This is a genomic window from Bacillus paralicheniformis, from assembly GCF_001042485.2.
Taxonomy (GTDB): domain Bacteria; phylum Bacillota; class Bacilli; order Bacillales; family Bacillaceae; genus Bacillus; species Bacillus paralicheniformis.
In genome coordinates this window covers 1-24,918 of the sequence record NZ_LBMN02000020.1, presented here as the reverse complement: position 1 = coordinate 24,918, position 24,918 = coordinate 1, and the positions used below count along the sequence as shown (strand labels likewise).

Genomic DNA, 24,918 nt, shown 5'->3' with positions numbered 1-24,918 from the left:
ATGAAAATTATAATTTCGAATAGTTCAAAGCAACCCATTTATGAACAAATTTACACCCAAATTAAAGATCATATTCTTGCGAATGAATTGAAACCGGGACAGCCGCTGCCTTCGATGCGCCAATTGGCAAAGGACATGAATGTTAGTCTTATTACGTCAAAGCGCGCCTATGAAGAACTTGAGAAGAATGGCTTCATTTATTCCGTAGTCGGGAAAGGCTCTTTTGTATCAGATCAGAATGACGAAATGATGAAAGAAGGAAAAATGAAAGCAATTGAAGAGCAGTTGACAGCAGCGATAAAAAACAGCAAAGACATTGGCGTTCCCCTTACAGAATTAAAAGATTTGCTTACCATTTTATATCAGGAGGAAGAATGATGGACAATGTAATTGAACTCCGGCATGTTCATAAATCGTTCGATGGTTTTCAACTAAAGGACTTTTCAATGAATGTAAAAAAAGGTTTTGTCACCGGATTTATCGGTGGAAATGGCGTGGGGAAATCGACAACGATTAAACTGATCATGAACTTATTGCAGCCTGACAGCGGAACAATTACGGTATTTGGCTTGAATTACAAGGAGCATGAGAAGGAAATTAAACAACGAATTGGCTTTGTATTTGATTCCAACATATTTTATGAACATTTAACGTTGGCTGAAATGAAGGATATTGTGAAAAGATCCTATGTCAATTGGGATGAACAAGTATTTAATGATTATGTGAACACATTTAACTTGCCGCTCACTAATAAAATCAAGACATTCTCAAAAGGGATGATGATGAAAGCATCATTAGCCGTCGCTTTGTCCCATCGTGCGGAATTAATTATTATGGATGAACCGACGTCCGGACTGGACCCGATTTTCCGCCGGGAGCTGTTGGATATCTTGCATCAGCTCATGCAAGATGGGGATAAGACGATCTTTTTTTCGACTCATATTACAACTGATTTAGATAAGATTGCAGATTATATCACGTTCATTCATAAAGGAGAGCATATCTTTACAAAGGACTTTTACGAGATTGAAGAACAATATGCAATTGTAAAAGGCGGCATGGAGTTGTTAGACCAGGAGACCGAACAGGAGTTTATAGCGGTTCGAAAATCAACTCATGGATTTGAAGCATTGACTGCGAATAAATCACGAACAGAAAACATTTTTGGGGATATGGTGTTAATTGAAAAACCGACTCTGGAAGATATTATGTTTTATACGAAGAAAGGAGCTAAAGCAGCATGTTCAACTTAATACGTAAGGACATTGTCTTGCAGAAAAAAACATTGGCGGCTTCGTTTTTGGTATTATGTGTTTATTTAATGTTAGATATTTCTCCAATCTGGGTTGGGGTTGTATTTAGTATCGTTATATCGATGTATGCCTTTTCAATAGATGAAAAGTCTTCTATACATATCCTTCTCAATTCTTTGCCTTATACACGGAAGGAGATTGTCAGTTCAAAGTATATTGTCGTCGTTCTCCTTACATCTATGGTGGCTGCAGCCATATTGATCGTACACTTCATCATTCACCGGAAATTTACGATCTGGAAAGACATCTTGTTAATGGTTGCCATTGTGATGACAGCTGCTTCATTCATGCTGCCATTCTGTTATAAATTCAAAAGTAACTATTTGTTGATTGCTTCTATTGTTGCATTTGGCTTGTATATGCTAACGGTTAATTTTGTTGTCCAAAATTTGAACGATCAAATCAGAGAGTTCGTTGACATGCTTCTAGCATTGCATAATACTTCTCTGTATCTGATCGTTGCCATTTCAATTATTACGCTATACGGGTGTTCATGGCTTCTGTCAATTCGGATTTATAGAAATAAAGTGTTTTAAAAGGATGGGCTTTTTCGATCATTGACACCGCTTCATGTTCATCTTCATCTTCGGATAAAAAACTGCACCGTCACACTCCTAGTCAGGTTGTTACGGTGCAGCGTTTGATGGGGATGATGAAGACCAAGGCCATCTTTCAACCGCCTATTCTTCCAGCTCAATAAACGAGTATTTCTCTGGATCGGCCAATACATAAAAAAGTCCGAAGAACATCTTCCACCCACGAACCGGACTTCCGCATCTAAACTTTAACACTTCTCCTTCATCTAAAGTAAACCTCAAAGCTTGGCTTACACACCAATCAATTTTCACTTGGATCTCAAGTTCGCCAGGCTCCAAATCAATTCGCAGCCTCCCGCCATCTTTGATTTTCCCAGCCTCAACACCATCAATCAGCACTGAGAATTTTCTCATTTTATTCATCAACTGCGATGTTCTGTTGACTTCAACGTACGTCTCGTTGTTCATGGTTACACATCCTCAAAGTAATAAAGTTATTATGTAGGAGCATCCGCGAGCTCGCTGGCGAACGGGCTTCGCTTGAACACCGCGCCTTTTTTGTTTTCTTCTAGATCAGACTTAGTAAACATAAAAGTACCCCTCCAGATCATCCAATCCAAGAGGGGTACAAATTTTTATTTCAAACGACTCCTACTCCACCGTCACACTCTTCGCCAAGTTCCGTGGCTTATCAACGTCACAGCCGCGGTGCAGCGCTGCGTAGTATGCGATCAGCTGCAGCGGGATGACGGAGACGAGCGGCGCAAGCTCCGGATGCACTTCAGGCAGGACAAAGCGGTCGTCTGCTTCTTCCAGGCCTTTCAGGGAGATCACGCAAGGGTTGGCGCCGCGGGCTGTCACTTCTTTGACGTTTCCGCGGATGCTTAAGTTGACGTGCTCCTGTGTCGCAAGGGCGATGACCGGTGTGCCGTCTTCGATCAATGCAATTGTACCGTGCTTCAATTCGCCGCCGGCGAAGCCTTCAGCTTGAATGTAAGAAATCTCTTTCAGCTTCAGGGATCCTTCGAGGCAGACGAAATAGTCGAGACCGCGGCCGATGAAGAAAGCATTGCGTGTTACGGTCAAGTATTCGCGCGCGATCATTTCCATTTCGTCTTTTTGGTCGCAAAGGGCTTCCATCGCGTTTCCGATGATGCCGAGCTCTTTGACAAGATCAAAGCCGAGTGCTTTTCCGCGGCTTTCCGCAGTCACAGCTGCCAAAATAGCGAGAACTGCGATTTGCGCCGTATATGCTTTTGTTGACGCTACCGCGATTTCCGGGCCGGCATTCAGTAAAAGCGTGTAGTCCGCTTCACGGGAAAGCGTAGATCCCGGTACATTGGTCAATGTCAGCGCTTTGTGTCCGAGCTTTTTCACCTGTACGAGAACCGCGCGGCTGTCAGCCGTTTCTCCGCTTTGAGAAATAAAGATAAACAGCGGCTTCTCAGAAAGCAGCGGCATATTGTAAGAGAATTCGCTTGCGACATGGACTTCAGCCGGAACTTTCGCCCATGTCTCGATAAATTGCTTGCCGACAAGACCGGCATGGTAGCTCGTTCCGCAGGCAATGATATAGACGCGGTCCGCCTCTGCAACAGCATTTGCAATGTCTCCAGGAATGGAAAGCTTGCCGTTTTCATCTTGGTACGTCTGAATGATTTTCCGCATGACAAGCGGCTGTTCATCGATTTCTTTTAACATGTAGTGAGGGTATGTGCCTTTTTCGATATCGCTCGCATCAAGCTCTGCAATATATGAGGCACGTGACATCAATTCTCCGTCAAGGTTTTTGATCACGACTTTTTTGTCTGTGACAATCACCATTTCTTTATCCATAAGCTCCACGTATTCGTTTGTCACTTGAAGCATCGCCATCGCGTCTGACGCGATCACATTGAAATGGTCTCCAAGGCCGACAAGAAGCGGGCTTTTATTTTTCGCAACATAGATTGTTTCTTTGTTTTCATGATCGAATAATGCAATCGCATAAGAGCCTTTGAGCAGCATGAGCGTTTGGCGGAACGCTTCTTCAGTGTCAAGACCGTTATTGACGAATTGCTCGATCACTTGAACGACAACCTCTGTATCCGTATCACTTTTAAGGGTTACATCTTGTAAATATTCGCGCGTCAGCTGAACATAGTTTTCGATGACGCCGTTATGAACAAGTGTAAATCGGCCTGATGCGCTTTGATGCGGGTGAGCGTTTAGACGGCTCGGTTCCCCGTGAGTCGCCCAGCGTGTGTGTCCGATTCCCGCTTGTGACTTCACGTTTGCATCAACGGCTAAGCGAAGATCGGCGATCCGTCCTTTTTCTTTAAACACGTGTACGCCGTCTTCGTTCGCTACAGCGATTCCAGCTGAATCGTAGCCGCGATACTCCAGCTTTTCCAAACCTTTAAGTAAAATTTCCTTTGCATCAAGCTGGCCAATATAACCTACAATACCACACATAATTTTCTTCCTCCTAAAGTCGCAGGCAGGAGACGAAGAAAGTCTGCTTATCAGGCGGGGACATTCTTCGTCCCCTCCTACATGTTTTTTATGAAAGATCATGCGATTTCCCTTTGTTCAAAGAGTCGCCTCTTTGGTTTGAGGAAATCCTTGCGGCTGTGATCTTGTGGTCAGCCGGGAGGCATCCGCCGAAAATTCGATAAACCTCCATCCTCGTCAACTAAGCTGTTTCATCCGTACGCTTAGTCCGGGCGCTATAACTATAAAAAATGTTTCTGCCTTGCCTTTCCTTTTAAATTAAACAAGACAAGCTGATTTTACTATACGCTAAAGGAACCGTCAAACATTTTTCAAAATGGTTCACATTTTTTCCAAGATTGAACGGTTCCCTTTATCTTATGTCAAATCAGCATGTCTCGTTCGTCAGTCTTCTGCGGAAAATCACTCCGCTCCCATTTCAGCTTTCACGACATCTGCAATGCGGCCTACGTATTTCTCGCAAAGCTCCTTCGTTTTCGCCTCAGCCATGACACGGACAAGCGGCTCGGTGCCGGACGGGCGCACAAGGATGCGGCCGTCACCGTTCATTTCCTTTTCGACTTCTTCGATGACCGCTTTTACCTTTTCGTTCTCCGTCACTTTATGTTTATCGGTTACTTTCACGTTCAAGAGGAGCTGCGGAAACTTCTGCATCTCTGCCGCAAGCTCTGACAAAGGCTTGCCTGTCATTTTGATCGTGTTCATCAGCATGATCGCAGAAAGCAGGCCGTCGCCTGTTGTATTGTAATCAAGGAAAATCAGGTGTCCCGACTGTTCTCCGCCGAAAGTAAACCCGTCCTTTTTCATCGCTTCCACTACATAGCGGTCGCCGACCGCTGTCTGAACGCTTTTAATGCCTTCCGCTTCAAGCGCTTTGTAAAAGCCGAGGTTGCTCATCACCGTAGAGACAACTGTATTGTCCGCCAGGCGCCCCTCGCTCTTCAAGTACTTCGCGCATATGTACATGATTTGATCGCCGTCTACGATATTCCCCTTTTCGTCGACAGCGATTAAGCGGTCGCCATCCCCGTCAAACGCCATGCCGACGTCAGCTCCCTTTTCTTTCACAAATTCGGCCAGGGCTTCAGGGTGGGTCGAGCCGACTCCATCATTGATGTTTAATCCATTCGGAGAAGTCCCCATCGTCGATACATCTGCGTCAAGATCAGCAAACAGGTGGGTCGCCAGCGAAGATGTCGCCCCGTGCGCACAGTCAAGCGCGACATGGATACCTGTGAAGTCTTCATCAGCAGACTGCTTAAGAAACTGCAAATATTTCTGTCCGCCTTCAAAGTAGTCGTTCACCATACCCAGATCAGCGCCTACAGGCCTTGGCAGGTGATCTTCAGGCTGATCCATCAGACGCTCGATTTCAAGCTCCTGCTCATCGGAAAGCTTAAATCCGTCGCCGCCGAAAAACTTAATTCCGTTGTCCTCGACAGGGTTGTGGGAAGCTGAAATCATCACCCCCGCTTCCGCGTCCATAGCCTTCGTCAAATATGCGACGCCGGGCGTCGAAATCACGCCGAGACGCATGACTTCTGCTCCTATCGAAAGAAGGCCTGCAACAAGGGCACCTTCCAGCATATGCCCGGAAATGCGCGTATCACGGCCGATCAGCACCTTGGGGCGCTCCTTATCTTTTGTTAGGACATATCCGCCAAAGCGTCCGACTTTAAAGGCCAGCTCGGGTGTAAGTTCACTGTTTGCTACGCCTCTTACACCGTCTGTACCAAAATACTTGCCCATTAATATCGCTCCTTTTTGATTCATGAAGGTTGTGAATCCTTTTCAGAATGATTCTCTTCTTCTTCATCCTGACCATTATTTTTTTCGTTTTGGGTTGTTTGAGATGAGATTTTCACTCGAATGCTCTGCCGCGGCAGCGACCATGTCATGTTCTGCGGTCCGTTTACTTCCAGCTTCACGTTATGCTCGCCGTCATCGAGATCCGCCACATTGACATAGAGCTCGACGTCGGAAGGCTGGAGTTTTTCGATCGCGGCTGTCGAGCCCTTTGCCGTGATATCCAGCTTGCCTGACTTCGGATCGAGAAATTCAAGATCCCGGCTGTCATTCAGCCCCGCGGTTTTAATTGAAACGTTCTTCAGTTTTTTCTCTTCTTCCTTGTCAACTTTCACCTTGATTTTCACTTTTTCGGGTGACACTTTTTTAGCGCCGTCCGGCACTTTAATGTTGGCTTCCAACTCAGTGTCATCTTTCATTTTACTTAAATCAACCTCATCGGCCTCGACAAATTCTAACGAATCAAGAACATTTTGCGGCCCGTAGACGGTTACTTCTCCCGGACTGATATCAAGGCTGGAAATGCTGATACCGTCCGGAAGGCTCCCTTTCCGGTCAACTTTGACGGGAATCTTTTTGCTGGGGCTTGTCACGGGAACGGTGATTTTAACGACGGATGGACTGACTTCAACCGGAAGAACATTTCCGTCCCTGTCGTACACTGTTAGCTTGGCTTCTTTTTCAACCGTCTGGTCGACGCCCTCTAAATTGATCGTCGCCTTGATGTTTTGGATTCTGTCGATCACGGCTTTTGAGCCGGTGACGCTGACGTTTTTCGGGTTGATAATCGGCAGCTCCGGCGTGTAGCCGTCTTTCATTTTGTTTTTATTATAAAAATCAACCTCGACCGGGAATTCCTTCGTCGTTTTTTCTTCGATGGTCACGGTTGTCACCGATGGATTGATGGTCAGAGTGAGGCCTTCGGCAACATTTCTGGCCTTCAGCTCGACTTTGTGCCTGCCTGTTTTCAGATGCTGCATATCGGCATAAATCTCAAAATCCTTCACTTGTCTGACCTTCTTGACGGTTCCTGTCGGGCCTTTAATCGTGACATTCACCGTCTGCGGCACGCCTGTTACGACGTAGTTTTCATCATCATAAAACGATTTGACCGGTATATCGGTGAGCGTCGCTTCGTCTGTCGTCGATGTCGGGAAAAACGATTCACCTGGTTTCTTCGGAGTCGGCGCTTGAGCGCTGTGGACCGCAAAGTAAAGAAGAAACGCGAATAATAATGCGACTACTTTGACAGCCCAGGGATTGTTTAAGAACTTATCCATTTTTCTTCGCCCTCCAATACCAGCGATTTGAGGAAGTTTCTCGCGAATTTTTCTTGAATTCCGCTTCAAGCATGTTTTTCAATGCCTCTTCCGATAAATCACGGTGAAGGTCTCCGTTTTTGGCGACGCTGATGCCGCCCGTTTCTTCGGATACGACAACCGTCAGACTGTCGGTCACTTCACTGATTCCCACTGCTGCTCTGTGCCTCGTCCCAAGCTCTTTTGAAATAAAAGGGCTTTCAGAAAGCGGAAGGTAGCAGGCGGCTGCAGCAACCTCATCATTTTTCATAATTACGGCGCCGTCATGAAGCGGTGTATTCGGAATAAAGATGTTGATCAATAGCTCGGAGCTGACCTTTGCATTTAAAGGGATCCCCGTTTCTATGTAATCGCCCATTCCCGTCTCCCGTTCAATCGTCAGAAGCGCGCCAATCCGGCGTTTCGCCATATATTTAATCGCTTTTGTAATTGCATCAATCGTTTTCTGCTGCTGCTCTTCCTCAGGTGTTCCGCTCCTCGAAAAAAAGCGCCCCCGCCCCAGCTGTTCCAGCGCTCTCCTCAATTCAGGCTGGAAGATAATAATGATCGCCAGGAACCCCCATGTGATCGCCTGGTCAACCAGCCACTGCAGGGTGCTTAATCCTAAATATTGACTGGCCAGCCTGACGAGAACAATGACCACGATTCCCTTTAAAAGCTGAACCGCCTTTGTCCCGCGGATGACCATCATTAATTTATATATTACGTACCAAACAAGGAGAATATCAACGGCATCGCCGAGGTACTGCAAGAAAGGGATATCCTCAAAAGCCATTTCCTCGTCCTCCAAGAATTCAGTCATTAGTAAGGTTAATATGTTTCAAAATGGTATGATCTATTATTTTTACATATACAGAGGCTATTATAGCACAAATTGATTTTCCAAGTGAAATGGCGGCCCCTCATAAAAAAAGAGCAAAGCTCATTCGCCCGCTTTGCTCTATTCTTTAGACTCCTTCATGCCCAAAACCGATTTTCCGGTCGATTTGATCTTATACCACATCCAGTCGAACATCTCGTTGATCTCATGGATCTGACCGGTGACTTGTCCTGCTGAAGCCGTATATTTTTCGCCATTAACAATCGTGACATCGCCGTCGACTTTGCCCTCTATAATCAGCTTTCCGTTTTTCACGGTCACATCGCCTTTGACAACTTCGCCTTCAGGTACGATGACCGTGTTGTTTTTTACTACGAGATTGGGCTGGCTGGATACGCTGAAATCCTGATCGTTTTTCCAGCTGGAGAAAAAGCTGCCGCCCATCAAAATTGTAAATAAAGCTGCCGCCACTAAAAACGGATGGGCTTTAAGCCACCTGTTGATCGATGCCGTCCGCTTTTCCTTCGGCAGGTTCGCCAGCACATCGGCTGTAAAGTTCGCCGGAGCTGTAAGATGCGACGTGCTCTGGACAAGAGCGATGGATTTTTCCATTTCATGAAGGTGCTTTTTGCAGCCTTCACATGATTGGAGGTGCTCTTTTAATTGCGATTCATCTTCCGGTAGTATGTCTCCGTCAAGGTATTTATGCATAAGCTGAACAATATCCTCCGGACAGCTCATTTCATCACCCCACTTAAAGATCCCTTAATTGTTTTCTGAGAGCCTCTCTGCCCCTGTGTATCCTCGTTTTTACCGTACCTACGGGAATATTAAGGATTTCACTGATCTCAATGAGTGAGAGCTCATCAATGTACTTTAATACGATGACCGTCCTGTATTTATCGGGAAGCCTTAAGATTTTTTCCTGGATGGTGCTGTGCAGCTCCAAAGAAACCACTTCATCCTCTGGAAGCGCAACATCCGCCGCAACCTGGGAATACATCGTCAGTCCTTCAGTCCCCGCCACCTCTGCATCCAAGTAATAGTCCGGCTTTTTTTTACGGATACGATCGATGGTCAAATTGGTTGCGATTCGATAAAGCCATGTGGAAAATTTCCGGTTGATATCAAAACTGTCGATATTCACGTATGCTCTGATAAACGCTTCCTGCGCAATATCTTCCGCCTCATGCGCATTGCCGAGCATACGGTAGCAAAGCTGATAAATTTTGTCTTTGTAAATATCCATAATGTCTGCAAATGCGTTACGATCGCCTTTTTTCACCTGTTTGATTCTTTTTTTAATCATTGTTTCCATATTTATCTAACCTCTGCCTTCACCGGTCTTTATGTATACGAATTGATTTTTATAAGGTTTCATTAAATTCATAAAAATAGTTTATCAAATTTTTGGCAGGGTGTAGATGCTTTGACAGGGATCATGCGCTTAATATTAGCTTAAAATTATTATACAACCTAAATATTATGAAGTTGAGACTTCTTCATAAAAAAAAGCAGCCAGAGGCCGCTCTTCAACCGTATTTATAGCAGCTTTTCGCCAAACAGCGACCCCATTAAGGCGACAGCCGCTTCCGCCGTCCTGTTTTTCTCATCCAATATCGGGTTGACTTCGACAAACTCAGCGGAAGTAATCAGCTTCGATTCCTCCAGCATTTCCATCGCCAGGTGGCTTTCCCTGTAACTGATGCCTCCCGCTACCGGGGTTCCGACACCCGGCGCATCGTTCGGATCAAGCGCGTCTAAATCGAGTGACAGATGGACACCGTCCGTTCTGCCGCGCAAATAGTCTATCGTTTCTTCCATCACCCTCGTCATGCCGAGGCGGTCGATTTCATGCATTGTATACACTTTGATCCCTTTGTCGCGAATCAATTCTTTTTCCCCGTCATCAAGTGACCTCGCACCAATGATGACGATGTTCTCCGCTTTAATTTTCGTTTCTTTTCCATAGATGCCTGTCAGCCCTTCATGGCCGATCCCCAGGCTGATGGCGAGCGGCATGCCGTGAATATTGCCTGAAGGAGACGTTTCTTTCGTATTTAAATCAGCATGGGCATCATACCAGATCACACCCAGGTTTTGATAATGCTTCACAAGGCCGGCAAGCGTTCCGATCGCAATGCTGTGGTCACCGCCCAGCACGAGCGGAAAAGCACCTGAAGCCATGATCTTATCAACGGTCTCAGCAAGTTTTGCACTTGCCTTTGTAATCGCTTTCAAGTTTCTCAGCTCTTCAGCTGCCGGCTCCCCGCCTTCTTTCTCATCCTCTCTTTGCCCGATCGTCATATCGCCGAGGTCTTCAATATCCTGACAAAGGCTTTCTAACCTTTCATTAACACCGGCACAGCGAATCGCGCTCGGTCCCATATCAACTCCCCGCCTCAGCTGACCGAGATCCATCGGTACGCCGATCATAGAAATCTGCTGTTTTAACATATGATATCCCCCTTTCAGACCTTCATTGTACCTTCCAATTCAGAATTGACTCAACAAGACATTTTTTTGAATAGTTATACAAAAAAGACAAAATAAAAAGGACATCCAAACAGGATGTCCAAAAACTGGGCTAGCTGGATTCGAACCAGCGCATGACGGAGTCAAAGTCCGTTGCCTTACCGCTTGGCTATAGCCCAAAAATGGTGGAGGGGGACGGATTCGAACCGCCGAACCCTGAGGGAGCGGATTTACAGTCCGCCGCGTTTAGCCACTTCGCTACCCCTCCAAAAACAGTGCCGGCCAGAGGACTTGAACCCCCAACCTACTGATTACAAGTCAGTTGCTCTACCAATTGAGCTAGACCGGCATGATACGGTATCTTATGCAGTTACCGGCGCGGTTGTGACAAAAACCGATCCGAAAAAATGGTGGAGGATGACGGGATCGAACCGCCGACCCTCTGCTTGTAAGGCAGATGCTCTCCCAGCTGAGCTAATCCTCCGCAGTACAGGACGTACAAGTGCGCGTTGCAACAGGACGTTGCGACCTTAGCATGCCTTCCTTTTAAAAATTCCGGCATTCGCAGCGTGCTGTCCAAAAAAGAATGGTGACCCGTACGGGATTCGAACCCGTGTTACCGCCGTGAAAGGGCGGTGTCTTAACCACTTGACCAACGGGCCATCATCGTGTTTCAAGCAGCTCTCGTAAAGCTGACAAAAGTTATTATATACAGGTTCCTCCCCATTTGTAAAGGGGTAAATTAAAATTTTTATTTTCAAATTTTTTATTCATAAACATTGAGAAAAACGCAGAAATTTTGTTTAAAATAGGGCTATCTGATGTGCAAGAGAGGGGACGCGAAAAATGATACTGGTAAGTTCATGTCTGGCCGGGGTGGAATGCCGCTATAACGGATCGCACAGCTATGTGGGGAAAATCAATAAGCTTGTTGAAGAAAAAAAAGCGGTGATTGCTTGTCCCGAGCTGCTCGGCGGATTTCAAACGCCAAGGGAACCGGCCGAAATTATAGGCGGGTCGGGAGAAGACGTTTTAGACGGCAGGGCGGTGATCAAGACACAATCCGGAAAAGACGTAACAGGCCTGTATATAAAAGGAGCTTATCTAACATTGGAGATGGCAAGGCAAATCAAGGCTGATACGATCGTGTTGAAGGAAAACAGCCCGTCTTGCGGTAGCGGCCATATATACGATGGAAGTTTCTCAAGCCAAAAAATAGCCGGCAACGGCGTTACGGCGGCGCTTCTGAAAAAAGAAGGCTTCCGCGTGATTTCCGAACACCAAATAGACGAGCTGTAATACCTGAACATAAGCGCAGTTCATCTGCGCTTTATTTTATGTCGGCAATCCGTTGTTTAGAACTTCATTGAAATAAAATTTTAATATTTACCTTTTGTTATTGAAATAATATTCCACCCTTAATATACTGAAAATTAAGAAATATATGCACTTCATCATCAGGAGGAGTTGTCGATGGAAAACAGCCATTTAGGTTCATTAACGACCGAACGCCGGAATGAAAGATCCAGGCGCATTCACCAGGCAAAGACGATTGATATTTTGAAAATCATCAATGATGAAGACAAAACTGTGGCCGAAGCTGTACAAGAAGTCTTACCAGAAGTTAAGACCGCCGTTGACTTCGCCGTCGGGTCGTTAAAGAAAGGGGGACGGATCATCTACATCGGTGCCGGTACAAGCGGGAGACTCGGCGTACTCGATGCAGCTGAATGCCCGCCGACGTTCAGCATATCTCCCGAGTCGGTCATTGGCATCATTGCAGGAGGAGAAAAAGCTCTGTACAAAGCCGTCGAAGGCGCTGAAGATCACGAGGCATTCGGCAGACGGGATTTATCAGCCGTTAACCTCTCAAACAATGATACCGTAATCGGAATCGCCGCCAGTGGTCGGACTCCATACGTTCTCGGCGCTTTGAAGTATGCCAGGGAAAGTGGCGCCAAGACCGTCTCACTGACATGCAACGAAAACTCGGCGATCAGCCAGGTGTCAGATCACAGCATAGAAGTGGTCGTCGGCCCTGAAGTTATTGCCGGATCGACGAGAATGAAAGCAGCAACCGCTCATAAAATGATTTTAAACATGATCTCAACGGCGGCCATGATCAAAATGGGAAAAGTCTATGAAAACCTCATGGTAGACGTAAAAGTAAGCAATGACAAATTAAAGGAGCGGGCGATTCGCATCATCCAAACGGTCACAGGTGTTCCAAAAGAAGCGGCGGCACTAGCGTTAGAAAAATCCCATAACCAAGTCAAAACCGCCATCATCATGCTGAAAACAAACGAAGATGCGGCCGCTTCCGAAAACCTGCTTGAGAAATCAGAAGGCGATATCGAAAAAGCTCTATCCATTTATGAAGACCAAGTTTAAAGAAGAAAGGAAGAAACAATGGCTGCAGGAGGATTGGAAATCATTCAGAATATGCTTCACAGATTGCCGCAATCTGAACGAAAGCTTGCCGAATACATTTTGAAAAACCCACACGAGGTCGTAAACGGCACCATTCAAGAGGTGAGCTCTTCGGCAAAGACAAGCGGGGCGGCGGCAATACGGCTCTGCAAATCTCTGGGGCTGAAAGGCTTTCAAGATTTAAAAATGAGGGTCGCCGGCGATTTAATGAAACCGTCTGATCAGGGATACCGGGATATCGAACCGCAAGAGCCGCTCCATTCAATCGTTCAAAAAACAACCAGCAATTCGATTCAGGCGATTCGCGATACCTTTGAAAACATTGACCACGAAGATCTTCAAAAAGCGATTCAAATACTGATCAACGCAGAAACGGTTCATTTTTGCGGGATCGGGGCTTCAGGAATCGTCGCACAAGATGCCCAGCAGAAATTTTTGCGCATCAATAAAAAAGCCACCGCTTTTAGTGATATGCATCTTGTCGCGACATTAATCGCCAATGCCGGCGAGAATGACGTTCTGTTTGCCATATCCCATTCAGGAGAAACGCATGAAATCGCCAATGCAGTCAGACTCGCCAAAAAACATGGCATTAAAACCATTGGACTGACGCGGTTTGGACAGTCTGCTGTCTCTTCATTAAGCGATATCGCCCTGTATACGTCATGCTCAAACGAAGCGCCGTTTCGCAGCGCCGCCACCTCCTCTCGTTTAACTCAGCTTTACATGATTGACATTCTGTTTTTAGGCATAGCCGCGGAGCGCTACGAGGACATCATTCAGTATATTGATCAAACAAAAGCGGCCATCCGCATGATGGGAATGAGCGAATTGTAAAAAAGGGGGATATAAAATGAGCGATGAGAAAAAATATGCCGGCCTGGCAAAACTGATTTTACAACACATCGGCGGCCCGTCTAACGTCGCGGATTATACCCATTGTATGACGCGCCTGCGCATCACGCCTGTCAACAGTCAAAAAACCGACATCGGCTCAATCAAAGCGCTTGAAGGCGTGATTGGCGTCGTTGAGGAGGAAACGCTTCAGATTATCCTCGGCACCGGCGTCGTACAGCACGTATCAGACGAATTCGGGAAGTTGCTTCAATCCGCGGAAGACGTTGACTTAAAACAATCCGCAGCCAAACATAAAGCTGAGATTTCCAAGAAAAACGCTACGCCTTTTAAATTGTTTCTTCGGCGGATCGCAAGCATTTTTATACCGCTGATCCCCGCTTTGGTCGCCTCAGGCTTGATTACCGGAATCACCAAAGCCGTTATCCAAGCAGGCTGGCTCGCTGAAACATCACAAACCGCCATTATTTTAACGGTAATAGGTTCAGGTTTATTTACGTATTTGGGCATCCTGGTCGGGGTCAATACGGCGAAAGAATTCGGCGGCTCCCCCGCACTCGGCGGATTAGCCGGTATTTTAATCATTAACCCGGCCGTTGGTGATATTTCGCTTTTCGGTGAAGCGCTTTTGCCGGGACGCGGCGGTTTAATCGGTATTTTATTCGCAGCTGCATTTATCGCTTTTCTCGAAAAACGGGTCAGGCGCCTTGTACCTCATTCACTCGACATCATCATCACACCTACAGTCTCCCTTCTCATCACAGGAATCGTCACTTACGTTGTCTTCATGCCTGTCGGCGGCTTGATATCTGACGCCATTACGTCAGGACTTCTCGCCATCTTAGATCTCGGCGGCATTATCGCCGGCTTTGTACTGGGGGCCACCTTCCTTCCGCTCGTCGTAACCGGACTGCACCAGGGATTGACACCCGTTCATATGGAATTAATCAATTCAATCGGCGATGACCCGTTGCTGCCGATTCTGGCTATGGGGGGCGCAGGTCAAGTAGGCGCCGCTTTTGCGATCTATTTCAAAACAAAAAAAGCAAAGCTCAAAAGAGCCATTGCCGGCGGACTGCCGTCAGGCCTGCTCGGAATCGGTGAACCGCTCATATTCGGTGTAACTCTTCCACTCGGACGTCCGTTTTTAACCGCGTGCCTCGGCGCCGGAGTAGGTGGAGCCTTTCAAGCGTATTTCAAAATCGCGACCGAATCGATAGGCGTATCAGGTCTTCCTTTGTCATTTTTAGTCCATACCCACCAAGTTCTTTTGTATATTCTCGGTTTGTTTATTTCCTATGCTGCCGGCTTTGCCTTAACATATCTCTTTGGTTTTAAAGACGATATGGCAGTTGAATTTGATTAAACGTTTGTTTAAAATTCCCACTATGCATTTTTTGACAGAAAGGAGTGAAGCAAGCTGAAAAAGTTTATGATCAGCGCTGCAGCATCGTCCCTATTGTTGCTGACATGCTTTTTCCCGCTTCAGTCATCAGCACAGACTGCAATTGCGAACGAGACAACAGGTCAGCTGACATATCCCGTATTAACGAAGGCGAAAACACCTGAAGAAGCCGGTTTTTCTTCGGAAAAGCTTAAAGTCGTGGACCGTCTGATCGAACAGGATGTCAAAGCGGGCTTTCCCGGGGCTGCCTTGATTTTGATAAAAGACGGAAAAATCGTCAAAAAAGAAGCATACGGCTACAAGCAGAAATACAACGGCCTCTCGACGCTCAAACATCCAAAAAAAATGAAAGCAAACACGATGTTTGACCTCGCCTCCAATACAAAAATGTATGCCGTCAATTTTGCCTTGCAGCATTTAGTGAGCACCGGAAAGCTTGACTTGAACAAAAACATTTCACATTATCTTTCTGATTTCAATGATCACCCGGAAGACGATGTAAAGGGAAAAAACCGGCTCCGCGTCATAGATTTGCTCCACCATCACGCAGGCTTCCCTGCAAGCTGGAACTATTACGACCCGAAAGCAGCCGGACACCTCTACTCTCAGTCACGGAGCAAAACGCTTGAATATCTTGTCAAAACCCCCTTGTCATATGAACCCGGCACAAAACAAATTTACAGTGACATCGACTATATGCTCCTCGGGCTGATCATAGAAAAAGTCACAAACGAGCGTTTAGATACCTTTGTTGAAAACCAATTTTACCGGCCTCTCGGGTTGCGGCATACTTTGTTTAATCCGCTCCAAAAGGGCTTTAAACCGCCGCATTTTGCAGCTACGGAACGAAAGGGAAACACCAGAGATGGCACCATCTTGTTTCCAAATATCAGAACTTACACGCTTCAAGGGGAAGTCCACGATGAAAAAGCGTTCTATTCAATGGAAGGCGTCTCTGGGCATGCCGGCCTTTTTTCCACCGTTGACGACGCAGCAGTGCTCCTTCAAGTCATGCTGAACGGCGGGGGTTACGGGAAACAGCATCTATTCAGCCGTTCGGTCATTTCACAATTTACTGAGCCGTCAAAAACAAATCCCACATATGGACTAGGATGGCGGCTTAACGGCAATACCGATATGGAGTGGATGTTCGGCAAGCACGCCAGCAACAAGGCATACGGCCATACCGGCTGGACGGGAACCGTCACTATCATCGATCCCGTGTATCAAATCGGCATTGTGTTGTTAACCAATAAAAAGCACTCTCCTGTCATCAACCCTAAAGAAAACCCGAATCAATTTGAAGGTGACGCATTTGCAACCGGAAAGTACGGCAGCGTCATTACAGCTATTTACGAGGCGTTACATCACCAATAGGAGGCGACCCTTATATGAAAAGATTTCTTCAATGCGCGTTGATTGCATTGCTGTTATCGTCTCTCGCTTTGCAGCCCGCCGCTCGCGAAGCAGAAGCGAAACAGCAGCCGGAACAACACCTCAAACAAATGGTCAGCAGCATGTCGCTTGAAGAGAAAATCGGACAAATGCTGATGCCTGACTTTAGAAACTGGAAGAAAAAAGGGGAATCGAACGCCAAAGGATTAACAAAAATGAATGACGAAGTCGCGGGAATCATTCAAAAATACCGGCTCGGCGGTGTCATTCTTTTTGCTGAAAATGTCACAGGCACAGAGCAGACTGTACGGTTAACGGACGGCTTGCAAAAAGCGAGTCCTGACATTCCGCTCTTTATCACGATCGATCAGGAAGGCGGGATTGTCACCAGACTTGAATCAGGCACAAACCTGCCCGGGAATATGGCAGTCGGTGCATCGCGAAGCAGCAAAAATGCCTTCAAATCAGGAAAAATCATCGGAAAAGAATTAGCATCGCTGGGCATCAACGTGAACTTCAGTCCTGTACTTGATGTCAACAACAATCCCGGCAACCCGGTCATCGGCGTTCGTTCTTTCAGTTCCAAGCCTGAGCTGACTTCAAAGCTCGGCATCCAGATGATGAAGGGCCTGCAGGACGAGCAAATGATCGCTACAGCAAAGCACTTTCCCGGACACGGCGATACAGCGGTTGACAGTCATTACGGATTGCCGCTTGTTCCGCATGATGAAAAAAGGCTGAGAAGCATTGAACTTGCGCCATTTCAAAAAGCGATCGATGCAGGGATTGACATGATCATGACAGCGCATGTCCAGTTCCCCGCCTTTGACAATACAACCTATAAAAGCAAAAAAGACGGCGAGGACATCATGGTGCCTGCAACACTTTCCAAAAAAGTCATGACAGACCTTCTCCGCAAAGACCTCGGCTTTAAGGGCGTTGTCGTAACAGACGCTTTAAATATGAAAGCCATTTCTGATAATTTCGGACAGGAGGAAGCCGTCGTCATGGCTGTCAAAGCAGGAGTCGACATCGCCCTCATGCCCGCACAAGTCACATCGCTTGAGACCGAAAAAAATCTAGCGCGTGTATTCGAAGCTCTTCTGACAGCCGTTAAAAAAGGTGAGATCCCTATCGAACAAATCGATCAGTCGGTGGAGCGAATCCTTCAATTAAAAATAAACCGCGGTATCATCGATCACACCGGCTCCGAACCGCTTCAGAAAAAAATCAAATACGCCTTGAAAACGGTCGGCAGCAACAAACACATGAAATCCGAAAGGAAAATGGCAAGAGAAAGCGTCACCATTCTTAAAAATGAAAAAAGCACCTTGCCATTCAAACCGAAAAAAGGGGATACCGTCCTCATTCTCGCCCCATACGAAGAGCAAACAGCAGCAATCGCCAAAACCATCAGCAAAATAAATAAAAACATCAAGGTCGTCGAATATCGATTTGCAGAAAAAGCGTTTGATGAAGAGATTCAAAAGAAAATTGACGAGGCCGATTATGTCATCACAGGATCATATGTAGTCAAAAACGATCCTGTTGTGAACGACGGTGTCATTGATGACAGCATTCAAGACTCAAGCAAGTTGGCAACTGCTTTTCCGCGCGCCGCCATGAAATACGCTCAGGCAAACGGGAAAAAATTTGTCTTAATGAGCTTACGAAACCCTTATGACACGGCAAATTTTGAAGAAGCCGCTGCCGTGATCGCAGTATACGGCTTTAAAGGCTATGCAAACGGGGGCTTCAGGCAGCCGAATATTCCGGCCGGAGTGGAAGTTATCTTCGGAAAGGCAAAGCCTAAAGGAACATTGCCCGTAGACATTCCTTCGGTCACACGCCCCGGAGAAACCCTTTACCCGTTCGGCTACGGGTTGAATATTAAAAACGGCAAGCCGCTTCACAAAGGAGGGTCATAATGAGAAAAAAAGCGATCTGGCTGCTTGCGGGAATGTTTGTTTTCAGTACATTAACCGCAGCAGCGGCCTTTCCGGACAAAGAAAAGAAAGCAAAGGTCTCACCGGGTATTGAAGTGATCATGAACAAGAAAAGCATATTAAAAGGAAAAAGGGTCGGTCTCATCACAAATCCAACCGGTGTCAATTCAGCATTAACAAGCAGCATCGATTTGCTTCACCAAGCCCCCGGTATTGAGCTGACCGCTCTCTATGGTCCAGAGCACGGTGTAAGGGGAGACGCTCAAGCCGGCGATAAGGTTGACTCTTATATTGATGAAAAAACCGGTCTCCCCGTCTACAGCCTTTACGGAGATACGAGAAAACCGACACCGGAGATGTTGAAAAACGTTGACGTCCTGCTATTTGACATCCAAGATGTCGGAACGCGGTTTTACACTTACATTTACACAATGGCATATGCGATGGAGGCGGCAAAAGAAAACGGCATTCCATTCATTGTTCTTGACCGGCCAAACCCGCAAAGCGGCTTAAAAGTTGAAGGACCTGTCCTTGATCCAGATTATTCTTCATTTGTCGGAATGTATCCCATCCCTTTAAAGCACGGAATGACCGCAGGAGAACTGGCAAAGCTGTTTAATGACGAATTTAACATCGGCGCCGATTTAACCATCATCAAAATGAAAGGGTGGAAGCGACAGATGTTCTTTGAAGACACTGGTCTTCCTTTCGTCCTGCCTTCCCCGAACATGCCGACGCCGGATACGGGCATCGTCTACCCGGGCACAGGTTTAATTGAAGGAACCAATATGTCAGAAGGAAGGGGCACGACAAAGCCTTTTGAATTAATTGGTGCGCCCTACATGAAAAGTACGGAACTCGCCGAAAAATTAAACGGTCTGAAGCTTCCTGGCGTCCGATTCAGAGCCGCCTCGTTCACTCCGACATTTTCAAAGCATCAAAATAAACTGTGCCACGGGGTGGAGCTTTACGTGACAAACAGGTCCGCTTTTAAGCCTGTAAATACCGGTATCGCGATCATCAAAACCGTCCATGACCTCTACCCGGACGACTTTGAGTTCCTCCCTTCAGGCAATTTCAACCGTCTGATCGGGAATGGATGGGTCAAAGCTATGATTGAACAAGGCGCTTCAATTGATGAAATCGTCAAAAAATACGAAGCAGATCAAAAACGGTTTATGAATATCAGAAAGAAGTATTTGCTTTATTAGGAAGAGCGGGATCCGCTCTTCTTTATTTTTTTAGACTGTTCAATGATTCTCATCTCATGTAAGATATGTAAAACTGCCTTTAGGGCAGGAAGGTCATTTTAAAGGGGAGAGACATCGGATGGAATTTTACCTTGTGGACGTGTTTGCAGAAACAAAATATACAGGAAACCAGCTCGCCGTTTTTAAAGCAGAAAAGAACCTATCAAGTGATAAAATGCAAAAAATAGCTAGGGAAATTAATTTTTCCGAAACAACATTTATATTAGGGAAACAGGAAAACAGCGGGTATGATGTCCGAATCTTCACCCCGGAAAAAGAAATTCCGTTTGCAGGACATCCGACGCTGGGCACAGCGTTTATCATAAAGAATGAAATCGAAACTGAACCATCTTCAAGCGTCATTTTAAATGTTCGAGCAGGCGCAATACCGGTGACGTTTGACAAAGGTGAAGATCAGATCATTTGGATGAAGCAAAATCCGCCTGTATTTAATCGAACTTTTGATAAAGAAATGATGGCAGAAGTACTCGGTATCGACACATGTGATATGGATTTGGATTTCCCGATACAAGAGGTTTCCACAGGTCTGCCAGCAGTTATCGCCCCGTTAAATTCGCTAAGTGCAGTTAAAAAATGCAAAATCAACAAGGATCGGTTTGAAGCTTTTATGAAAGAAACAGAAGCCAGTCTGCTCGTTTTTTCTACGGAAACCTATCATGAACAAAATCACATCAATACACGAGTTTTTTGCGACTGTCTCAGCGTTCCCGAAGATCCGGCAACAGGAAGCGCAATCGGGGATCTCGCAGGATATTTACTGCATCACGGTTATTTTAATCAAAATGACCTCAGCATAAGGGCTGAACAAGGGTATGAAATAAACCGGCCTTCCCTGCTTTATATTGAAGCGCACACAACGGAAAACAGCATAGAAATTCACATCGGGGGAAACGTCCACCTGATCGCAAAAGGAGCTTGGCGAACTTGAACACAACGCGGGAAAGCGGTTTTTAAATATTAGAAAGAAGCAGCCGCTGACGGCCTGCGAAAAGCGGCGACTAACCAAATCACATTCACGATCGCTGACAGAATGCAAAGGCATACGACGCCCAATAAAGCAGAAGCATATCCGCCAAAAGCGCCAATCAACATAACCACTGGAATCATGGTCAGCGTGATGATTAATCCAATTCCGCAAAGAACAGCCATTACAAACTTCATCGCATCAAACCCGGCCATATAAACAGCAAGGGGAAGGATATAAAAGAGTAAAACGGTTCCGATTGCCGCCCACATCCCCAAAGTGCCAAACTCATTAGCATGGGGGCCTGAATGAGCGGGCGGAGAAAGTGAAGCTGTGACTAATAAAGAACAAAACAAAAATGCGGAAATTAAAGTCCAAATCATCACACTTACCCTATTGGTTTTCATTGTTTTTCTCTCCTGTAAGGTTTGAGTCTGCCAACTATGAGGGCAGACTCGTTTTTTTGTCTAAATGATACGTTTTTTTCAGCTCGCTTCTTGCAAGCAAATGCCCATATAGCGCAGCCAGGATCTGCTGAAACAGCATGCCGATGACAACGGGCACCGCCACTTGCGGCGGAAAAAATCCGGTGGCCAACACAGCGCCGGCGCTAATATTCCGCATTCCTCCGGTAAAAATTAAAGCCACGATTTCCTCCTGGGGCCGTTTCATCAGCCGACCGATCAGCCAAGCTGTCATGTATCCAGTAAATGCCACCAAAAAAACCGTAACGGCTATCGTTAAAAACTTTAAATCGACGTTTTTCAGGTAAGGAGCGACAACTGAGCTGTTAATCGCCACCACGGCGGCTAACCCGATTTTCGAAAATGGAGCGCAATTTGCGCTTAAACGCGCTGTCCGCTCCGGTATTGAAAATTGATTGACGAGCATTCCTAACAAAGAAGGAATCACAATCATTCCGACTAAACCTTTCATCATACCGATTACATCCATTTCAACATGCGCCCCGGCCAGGATGGAAAGACTGAACGGAACGATGAAAGGCGAAAGAATCGTGTCCACTAAAATAATCGATAGGGTTAAGCCGATGTTTCCTTTATACATGGCAGCCCAAATCATACTCGTAATACCCGTCGGAATGACAACACCAAGGGTAAGCCCTGTAATCGTTAATGAATCTCCGCTAAACACAAGATGCCCCGTGCCCCATGCCAGAACAGGCATAAATATGTGCAAAACAAATAAAGCGAGTAGCATCGGCAAGGGATGAACCATCGCTGTTTTCAGCGACTGAAAATTTGCCCCAAGGCTGCCGGCAAATGTCATAAACGCAAAAATCCACGGCACAAGACCCGCCAGCCCATTTAAGTAATCCGCAAGCAACACCCCGCTGACAACACTTAAAGGCGTCAGTAAAGGCATAATCTTACCAAGTGTTTTATTGATCGTCTGAAGCATAGATGTAAAACGCCCGCTCTCTTTAAATCGAATTTACATTCATTATAACAAAAGATGGAATATCAAAACAGGAAGGGAATACAGAAAAGAAGACAGCAAGATGAAAGAGCAGCTTTTAGGCATAATGAGCTATGCTTCTTTTTTTATAGGGGAACACGGTTAAAATGGCCTCTATCTTAAACATTCTGAACTGCTGTTTTTGGAAGCAAAATGCTTTCACATAACCGTTTTTAATTTCTTTCACGAGAATCGCCCGTTTAGAAAAACTACTTTCTTTCATGTAAATGATTTCTACCGGAAAACCGTCTTCCATTGAACGATACAACAGCTTATTCATCGTCTCACCTCACATCTTTATTTTATACGAACATTTGTTCTTATTCAAGTGTAAACAAAATGTAAATTTTGGCATTATCCCAAACCATGTATGAAAATATTAGCATTTTGAAGAAACTTTTTAAGGGGTTATTGCGTCAGTAAATACGTCACATATAAAAGAAGGAGTACTCGCCATGGCAAGAACATACAGAACGCGAATAAAGAAAAGAAAAAAGAAGAAAACAAAAAGAAGGCTCATCATTCTTTCCTTTCTTCTTGTTTGTGCGGTAATTTATCTTGCACTTCCAAGCGGTATGCGAGATCACCAAGAAAATCAACTACAGGCAACTGAAAAAAAAGAACAGCCTGAAGCAAAGAAGAAGACAAATCAAAATGAAACAAAAAAGAACCCTATCATCACAAAAAATGATAATGCTCAATTGGATCAATATTTAAAAAGCATTGGATTCAGCGGCACAGCATTAATTGTAGAAGACGGAAACGTTGTGACAAGCAAAGGGTATTTATATGCAAACCGCGAGGAAATGGTCCCCAATACACCGGACACCGTCTTTTATGTTGGGTCATCACAAAAAGCCATTATTGCAACGGCAATTTTACAGCTTGAGGAAAAGGGATTGCTATCAGTAAATGACCCCGTTTCTAAGTATCTTCCTGACTTTCCAAACGGCTCAAAGATCACCCTTTATCATTTCTTGACACACACATCAGGGATTAGGGGGCACAAAGAAGGCCACGGATATATTTCGCCGGAAGATTTAATGAAAGATATCGAAAAACGAGGCGTAAAATACCCAACTGGGAAATGGGATTATAGAGACTCCAATTACTCGGTTCTGGCATACATTGTCTCCATGGTAAGCGGTGAACCAGTCGATCAATACATCAAAAAGCACGTTTTTAAACCTGCCGGTATGAAACACGCAGGCTTTTATAAAACATTTGCTAAAGAGTCAAATCCGTCGACAGGGTATAAATTAAACCTGCAAAAAGAGCTTTATACGCCTGACATGCCGAATTTATCACAGCTTTATGGGGCTGGTGATATTTATATGACCGCTTATGATATGTATTTATTTGATAAAGCACTTTACGAAAGAAAAATCATTTCCAATGAAAGTTTTATGAAAATGTTTACGCCAAACAAAGCAACATACGGTATGGGCTTTTATGTGTCGCCGGGAAGCTATTCTAGTCACGGTGTCATGCCCGGCTATAACATATTAAACAGCTTCAGTCTGACAGGAAGCAGATACGTCATTCTATTTTCTAACATCCAAAACAACATCAAATCTTTTGGCAGTGTAAACAATCGGATCTTCTCTATTTTAAATGGATTTTAAACATATTTAAACAAGCTCTCTGTCATCCGAGTCAGAGAGCTTGTTTAATAGCAGAAAAAGTTTTTACGGTTAAAAGGGATTTTAATTATAAATATGGAAGATGGATAATAAATAATTTTCAATATAAAGGAAGGTTGTCATGTCTTTATTAACGCTTAGCAAAATCGTGACCGTTATTGGCGTTGTAGCATTATTTATATGGACTTTTAAAGACTCAAAACAGCATGAACCTGATACGTTAAAGTACGGGAGTTATATGTTGTTCCTTCTTGTTTTAGAAGTCACAATTAACGTTTTATATGAGTGGATATAGCAATAAAAGCAGGCATTAAGCCTGCTTTTATACATTCTATAAGTTGAAAGCAAAATATCATAAAACAAAAAAAGCTTTCTCCACCATAGGAGAAACCTTGTCATATCAACGTATTCACTTAAGCTTCCAAGCGGGCTCGAACCGCTGACCTCTTCCTTACCATGGAAGTGCTCTACCTGCTGAGCTATGGAAGCATTGGCTCCGCAGGCAGGATTCGAACCTGCGACCGATCGGTTAACAGCCGATAGCTCTACCACTGAGCTACTGCGGAATAAGATAAGCTTCAATTCATGCAGGGTAAAGATATATAAACAGCTTGGCGGCGTCCTACTCTCACAGGGGGAAGCCCCCAACTACCATCGGCGCTGAAGAGCTTAACTTCCGTGTTCGGCATGGGAACGGGTGTGACCTCTTCGCTATCGCCACCAAACTATTGCCTTCAGGACGAAGGTACTGGGCGTTCCTCACAGGATGTG

General features: G+C 45.4%; 23 protein-coding genes, 7 tRNA genes and 1 rRNA gene. 12 read left to right on the top strand and 19 right to left on the bottom strand.

Features of this window, described 5'->3' with window-relative positions; genetic code table 11:
• From ACH97_RS14910 to ACH97_RS14900, 3 genes are read left to right on the top strand one after another with little or no spacing between them, the layout of a single operon-like run.
• Positions 1-378, top strand: a complete 378-nt coding sequence (locus tag ACH97_RS14910) for a GntR family transcriptional regulator (RefSeq protein WP_020449927.1) — start codon at positions 1-3, stop codon at positions 376-378.
• The gene (locus ACH97_RS14905) at positions 378-1,253 is read left to right on the top strand and encodes an ABC transporter ATP-binding protein (protein WP_041817138.1); all 876 of its coding nucleotides are present in this window, start codon (positions 378-380) and stop codon (positions 1,251-1,253) included. Before ACH97_RS14910 ends, ACH97_RS14905 begins: the two co-directional genes overlap by 1 nt.
• The gene (locus ACH97_RS14900) at positions 1,241-1,849 is read left to right on the top strand and encodes an ABC-2 transporter permease (protein ID WP_020449925.1); all 609 of its coding nucleotides are present in this window, start codon (positions 1,241-1,243) and stop codon (positions 1,847-1,849) included. The genes ACH97_RS14905 and ACH97_RS14900 overlap by 13 nt, the downstream gene beginning before the upstream one ends.
• Positions 1,850-1,993: 144 nt before the next feature.
• On the opposite strand, the gene ACH97_RS14895 is transcribed toward ACH97_RS14900, so the two are convergent.
• The 13 genes from ACH97_RS14895 to ACH97_RS14835 form a co-directional block, all read right to left on the bottom strand.
• Positions 1,994-2,317 (bottom strand): hypothetical protein, encoded by a 324-nt coding sequence (locus ACH97_RS14895; RefSeq protein WP_020449924.1) that lies wholly within the window; start codon positions 2,315-2,317, stop codon positions 1,994-1,996.
• Between the two features lie 183 nt (positions 2,318-2,500).
• Positions 2,501-4,303, bottom strand: coding sequence for a glutamine--fructose-6-phosphate transaminase (isomerizing) (glmS, locus tag ACH97_RS14890; RefSeq protein ID WP_020449923.1), 1,803 nt, complete (start codon positions 4,301-4,303; stop codon positions 2,501-2,503).
• A 441-nt stretch (positions 4,304-4,744) separates the two neighbouring features.
• Entirely contained in the window at positions 4,745-6,091 is a 1,347-nt protein-coding gene (gene glmM, locus ACH97_RS14885; protein ID WP_041817137.1) for a phosphoglucosamine mutase, read from the bottom strand.
• 20 nt (positions 6,092-6,111) lie between these two features.
• Positions 6,112-7,428 (bottom strand): CdaR family protein, encoded by a 1,317-nt coding sequence (locus ACH97_RS14880; RefSeq protein ID WP_020449921.1) that lies wholly within the window; start codon positions 7,426-7,428, stop codon positions 6,112-6,114.
• Complete coding sequence (gene cdaA / locus ACH97_RS14875; RefSeq protein WP_003178443.1) at positions 7,421-8,242, bottom strand: diadenylate cyclase CdaA; 822 nt, start codon at positions 8,240-8,242, stop codon at positions 7,421-7,423. The genes ACH97_RS14880 and cdaA overlap by 8 nt, the downstream gene beginning before the upstream one ends.
• Before the next feature lie 165 nt (positions 8,243-8,407).
• On the bottom strand, positions 8,408-9,028 hold the full coding sequence (gene rsiW / locus ACH97_RS14870) for an anti-sigma-W factor RsiW (RefSeq protein ID WP_020449920.1): 621 nt from the start codon (positions 9,026-9,028) through the stop codon (positions 8,408-8,410).
• A gap of 13 nt (positions 9,029-9,041) precedes the next feature.
• Positions 9,042-9,605, bottom strand: a complete 564-nt coding sequence (sigW, locus tag ACH97_RS14865; protein WP_048350189.1) for an RNA polymerase sigma factor SigW — start codon at positions 9,603-9,605, stop codon at positions 9,042-9,044.
• Positions 9,606-9,829: 224 nt separating this feature from the next.
• Positions 9,830-10,744 carry an arginase gene (gene rocF / locus ACH97_RS14860; protein WP_048350188.1) on the bottom strand — a complete coding sequence of 305 codons (915 nt, stop codon included), beginning with the start codon at positions 10,742-10,744 and terminating at the stop codon, positions 9,830-9,832.
• Between the two features lie 125 nt (positions 10,745-10,869).
• Positions 10,870-10,941: transfer RNA gene (locus ACH97_RS14855), tRNA-Gln, on the bottom strand.
• Positions 10,942-10,945: 4 nt separating this feature from the next.
• Positions 10,946-11,030, bottom strand: a tRNA-Tyr gene (locus tag ACH97_RS14850).
• Between the two features lie 8 nt (positions 11,031-11,038).
• Positions 11,039-11,111 (bottom strand) — tRNA-Thr (locus tag ACH97_RS14845).
• 59 nt (positions 11,112-11,170) lie between these two features.
• Positions 11,171-11,246: transfer RNA gene (locus ACH97_RS14840), tRNA-Val, on the bottom strand.
• A 103-nt stretch (positions 11,247-11,349) separates the two neighbouring features.
• Positions 11,350-11,424, bottom strand: a tRNA-Glu gene (locus ACH97_RS14835).
• A gap of 184 nt (positions 11,425-11,608) precedes the next feature.
• On the opposite strand from ACH97_RS14835, the gene ACH97_RS14830 reads away from it, so the two are divergent.
• The 8 genes from ACH97_RS14830 to ACH97_RS14795 all read left to right on the top strand — a co-directional run bounded on the left by ACH97_RS14830 (position 11,609) and on the right by ACH97_RS14795 (position 20,992).
• The gene (locus tag ACH97_RS14830) at positions 11,609-12,061 is read left to right on the top strand and encodes a 2-thiouracil desulfurase family protein (protein WP_020449918.1); all 453 of its coding nucleotides are present in this window, start codon (positions 11,609-11,611) and stop codon (positions 12,059-12,061) included.
• A 174-nt stretch (positions 12,062-12,235) separates the two neighbouring features.
• A complete protein-coding gene (murQ, locus tag ACH97_RS14825) occupies positions 12,236-13,153 on the top strand; it encodes an N-acetylmuramic acid 6-phosphate etherase (RefSeq protein ID WP_020449917.1) in 918 nt (305 codons plus the stop codon).
• Positions 13,154-13,171: 18 nt separating this feature from the next.
• Positions 13,172-14,029, top strand: coding sequence for a MurR/RpiR family transcriptional regulator (locus tag ACH97_RS14820; RefSeq protein ID WP_020449916.1), 858 nt, complete (start codon positions 13,172-13,174; stop codon positions 14,027-14,029).
• Between the two features lie 16 nt (positions 14,030-14,045).
• Positions 14,046-15,413, top strand: a complete 1,368-nt coding sequence (locus ACH97_RS14815; protein ID WP_020449915.1) for a PTS transporter subunit EIIC — start codon at positions 14,046-14,048, stop codon at positions 15,411-15,413.
• A gap of 66 nt (positions 15,414-15,479) precedes the next feature.
• The gene (pbp4b, locus tag ACH97_RS14810) at positions 15,480-16,829 is read left to right on the top strand and encodes a penicillin binding protein PBP4B (protein ID WP_020449914.1); all 1,350 of its coding nucleotides are present in this window, start codon (positions 15,480-15,482) and stop codon (positions 16,827-16,829) included.
• A 14-nt stretch (positions 16,830-16,843) separates the two neighbouring features.
• On the top strand, positions 16,844-18,775 hold the full coding sequence (locus ACH97_RS14805) for a glycoside hydrolase family 3 protein (protein WP_043054017.1): 1,932 nt from the start codon (positions 16,844-16,846) through the stop codon (positions 18,773-18,775).
• Positions 18,775-20,004: an exo-beta-N-acetylmuramidase NamZ family protein gene (locus tag ACH97_RS14800; RefSeq protein ID WP_020449912.1), complete on the top strand. Its 1,230-nt coding sequence runs from the start codon at positions 18,775-18,777 to the stop codon at positions 20,002-20,004. Before ACH97_RS14805 ends, ACH97_RS14800 begins: the two co-directional genes overlap by 1 nt.
• A gap of 118 nt (positions 20,005-20,122) precedes the next feature.
• Positions 20,123-20,992 (top strand): PhzF family phenazine biosynthesis protein, encoded by an 870-nt coding sequence (locus tag ACH97_RS14795; protein WP_020449911.1) that lies wholly within the window; start codon positions 20,123-20,125, stop codon positions 20,990-20,992.
• A 29-nt stretch (positions 20,993-21,021) separates the two neighbouring features.
• On the opposite strand, the gene ACH97_RS14790 is transcribed toward ACH97_RS14795, so the two are convergent.
• From ACH97_RS14790 to ACH97_RS14780, 3 genes are all read right to left on the bottom strand, one after another.
• A complete protein-coding gene (locus ACH97_RS14790; protein WP_020449910.1) occupies positions 21,022-21,435 on the bottom strand; it encodes a DUF5391 family protein in 414 nt (137 codons plus the stop codon).
• Positions 21,436-21,469: 34 nt separating this feature from the next.
• Positions 21,470-22,411, bottom strand: coding sequence for a bile acid:sodium symporter family protein (locus ACH97_RS14785; RefSeq protein WP_095292699.1), 942 nt, complete (start codon positions 22,409-22,411; stop codon positions 21,470-21,472).
• A gap of 151 nt (positions 22,412-22,562) precedes the next feature.
• Positions 22,563-22,784, bottom strand: a complete 222-nt coding sequence (locus ACH97_RS14780) for a hypothetical protein (protein ID WP_020449908.1) — start codon at positions 22,782-22,784, stop codon at positions 22,563-22,565.
• 175 nt (positions 22,785-22,959) lie between these two features.
• Between ACH97_RS14780 and ACH97_RS14775 the strand changes: the two genes are divergently transcribed.
• Complete coding sequence (locus tag ACH97_RS14775; protein ID WP_020449907.1) at positions 22,960-24,129, top strand: serine hydrolase domain-containing protein; 1,170 nt, start codon at positions 22,960-22,962, stop codon at positions 24,127-24,129.
• A gap of 434 nt (positions 24,130-24,563) precedes the next feature.
• Here the strand turns inward: ACH97_RS14775 and ACH97_RS14770 are convergent.
• The 3 genes from ACH97_RS14770 to rrf form a co-directional block, all read right to left on the bottom strand.
• Positions 24,564-24,636: transfer RNA gene (locus ACH97_RS14770), tRNA-Thr, on the bottom strand.
• 2 nt (positions 24,637-24,638) lie between these two features.
• Positions 24,639-24,713 (bottom strand) — tRNA-Asn (locus ACH97_RS14765).
• A gap of 43 nt (positions 24,714-24,756) precedes the next feature.
• Positions 24,757-24,872, bottom strand: a 5S ribosomal RNA gene (rrf, locus tag ACH97_RS14760).
• Positions 24,873-24,918 lie beyond the last annotated feature (46 nt).

What these genes read in the sequence shown, in the direction of transcription:
- ACH97_RS14910 (WP_020449927.1), top strand. Translation starts at nt 1, where the DNA reads ATGAAAATTATAATTTCGAATAGTTCAAAGCAACCCATTTATGAACAA.
- ACH97_RS14905 (WP_041817138.1), top strand. Translation starts at nt 378, where the DNA reads ATGGACAATGTAATTGAACTCCGGCATGTTCATAAATCGTTCGATGGT.
- ACH97_RS14900 (WP_020449925.1), top strand. Translation starts at nt 1,241, where the DNA reads ATGTTCAACTTAATACGTAAGGACATTGTCTTGCAGAAAAAAACATTG.
- ACH97_RS14895 (WP_020449924.1), bottom strand. Translation starts at nt 2,317, where the DNA reads ATGAACAACGAGACGTACGTTGAAGTCAACAGAACATCGCAGTTGATG.
- glmS (WP_020449923.1), bottom strand. Translation starts at nt 4,303, where the DNA reads ATGTGTGGTATTGTAGGTTATATTGGCCAGCTTGATGCAAAGGAAATT.
- glmM (WP_041817137.1), bottom strand. Translation starts at nt 6,091, where the DNA reads ATGGGCAAGTATTTTGGTACAGACGGTGTAAGAGGCGTAGCAAACAGT.
- ACH97_RS14880 (WP_020449921.1), bottom strand. Translation starts at nt 7,428, where the DNA reads ATGGATAAGTTCTTAAACAATCCCTGGGCTGTCAAAGTAGTCGCATTA.
- cdaA (WP_003178443.1), bottom strand. Translation starts at nt 8,242, where the DNA reads ATGGCTTTTGAGGATATCCCTTTCTTGCAGTACCTCGGCGATGCCGTT.
- rsiW (WP_020449920.1), bottom strand. Translation starts at nt 9,028, where the DNA reads ATGAGCTGTCCGGAGGATATTGTTCAGCTTATGCATAAATACCTTGAC.
- sigW (WP_048350189.1), bottom strand. Translation starts at nt 9,605, where the DNA reads ATGGAAACAATGATTAAAAAAAGAATCAAACAGGTGAAAAAAGGCGAT.
- rocF (WP_048350188.1), bottom strand. Translation starts at nt 10,744, where the DNA reads ATGTTAAAACAGCAGATTTCTATGATCGGCGTACCGATGGATCTCGGT.
- ACH97_RS14830 (WP_020449918.1), top strand. Translation starts at nt 11,609, where the DNA reads ATGATACTGGTAAGTTCATGTCTGGCCGGGGTGGAATGCCGCTATAAC.
- murQ (WP_020449917.1), top strand. Translation starts at nt 12,236, where the DNA reads ATGGAAAACAGCCATTTAGGTTCATTAACGACCGAACGCCGGAATGAA.
- ACH97_RS14820 (WP_020449916.1), top strand. Translation starts at nt 13,172, where the DNA reads ATGGCTGCAGGAGGATTGGAAATCATTCAGAATATGCTTCACAGATTG.
- ACH97_RS14815 (WP_020449915.1), top strand. Translation starts at nt 14,046, where the DNA reads ATGAGCGATGAGAAAAAATATGCCGGCCTGGCAAAACTGATTTTACAA.
- pbp4b (WP_020449914.1), top strand. Translation starts at nt 15,480, where the DNA reads ATGATCAGCGCTGCAGCATCGTCCCTATTGTTGCTGACATGCTTTTTC.
- ACH97_RS14805 (WP_043054017.1), top strand. Translation starts at nt 16,844, where the DNA reads ATGAAAAGATTTCTTCAATGCGCGTTGATTGCATTGCTGTTATCGTCT.
- ACH97_RS14800 (WP_020449912.1), top strand. Translation starts at nt 18,775, where the DNA reads ATGAGAAAAAAAGCGATCTGGCTGCTTGCGGGAATGTTTGTTTTCAGT.
- ACH97_RS14795 (WP_020449911.1), top strand. Translation starts at nt 20,123, where the DNA reads ATGGAATTTTACCTTGTGGACGTGTTTGCAGAAACAAAATATACAGGA.
- ACH97_RS14790 (WP_020449910.1), bottom strand. Translation starts at nt 21,435, where the DNA reads ATGAAAACCAATAGGGTAAGTGTGATGATTTGGACTTTAATTTCCGCA.
- ACH97_RS14785 (WP_095292699.1), bottom strand. Translation starts at nt 22,411, where the DNA reads ATGCCTTTACTGACGCCTTTAAGTGTTGTCAGCGGGGTGTTGCTTGCG.
- ACH97_RS14780 (WP_020449908.1), bottom strand. Translation starts at nt 22,784, where the DNA reads ATGAATAAGCTGTTGTATCGTTCAATGGAAGACGGTTTTCCGGTAGAA.
- ACH97_RS14775 (WP_020449907.1), top strand. Translation starts at nt 22,960, where the DNA reads ATGGCAAGAACATACAGAACGCGAATAAAGAAAAGAAAAAAGAAGAAA.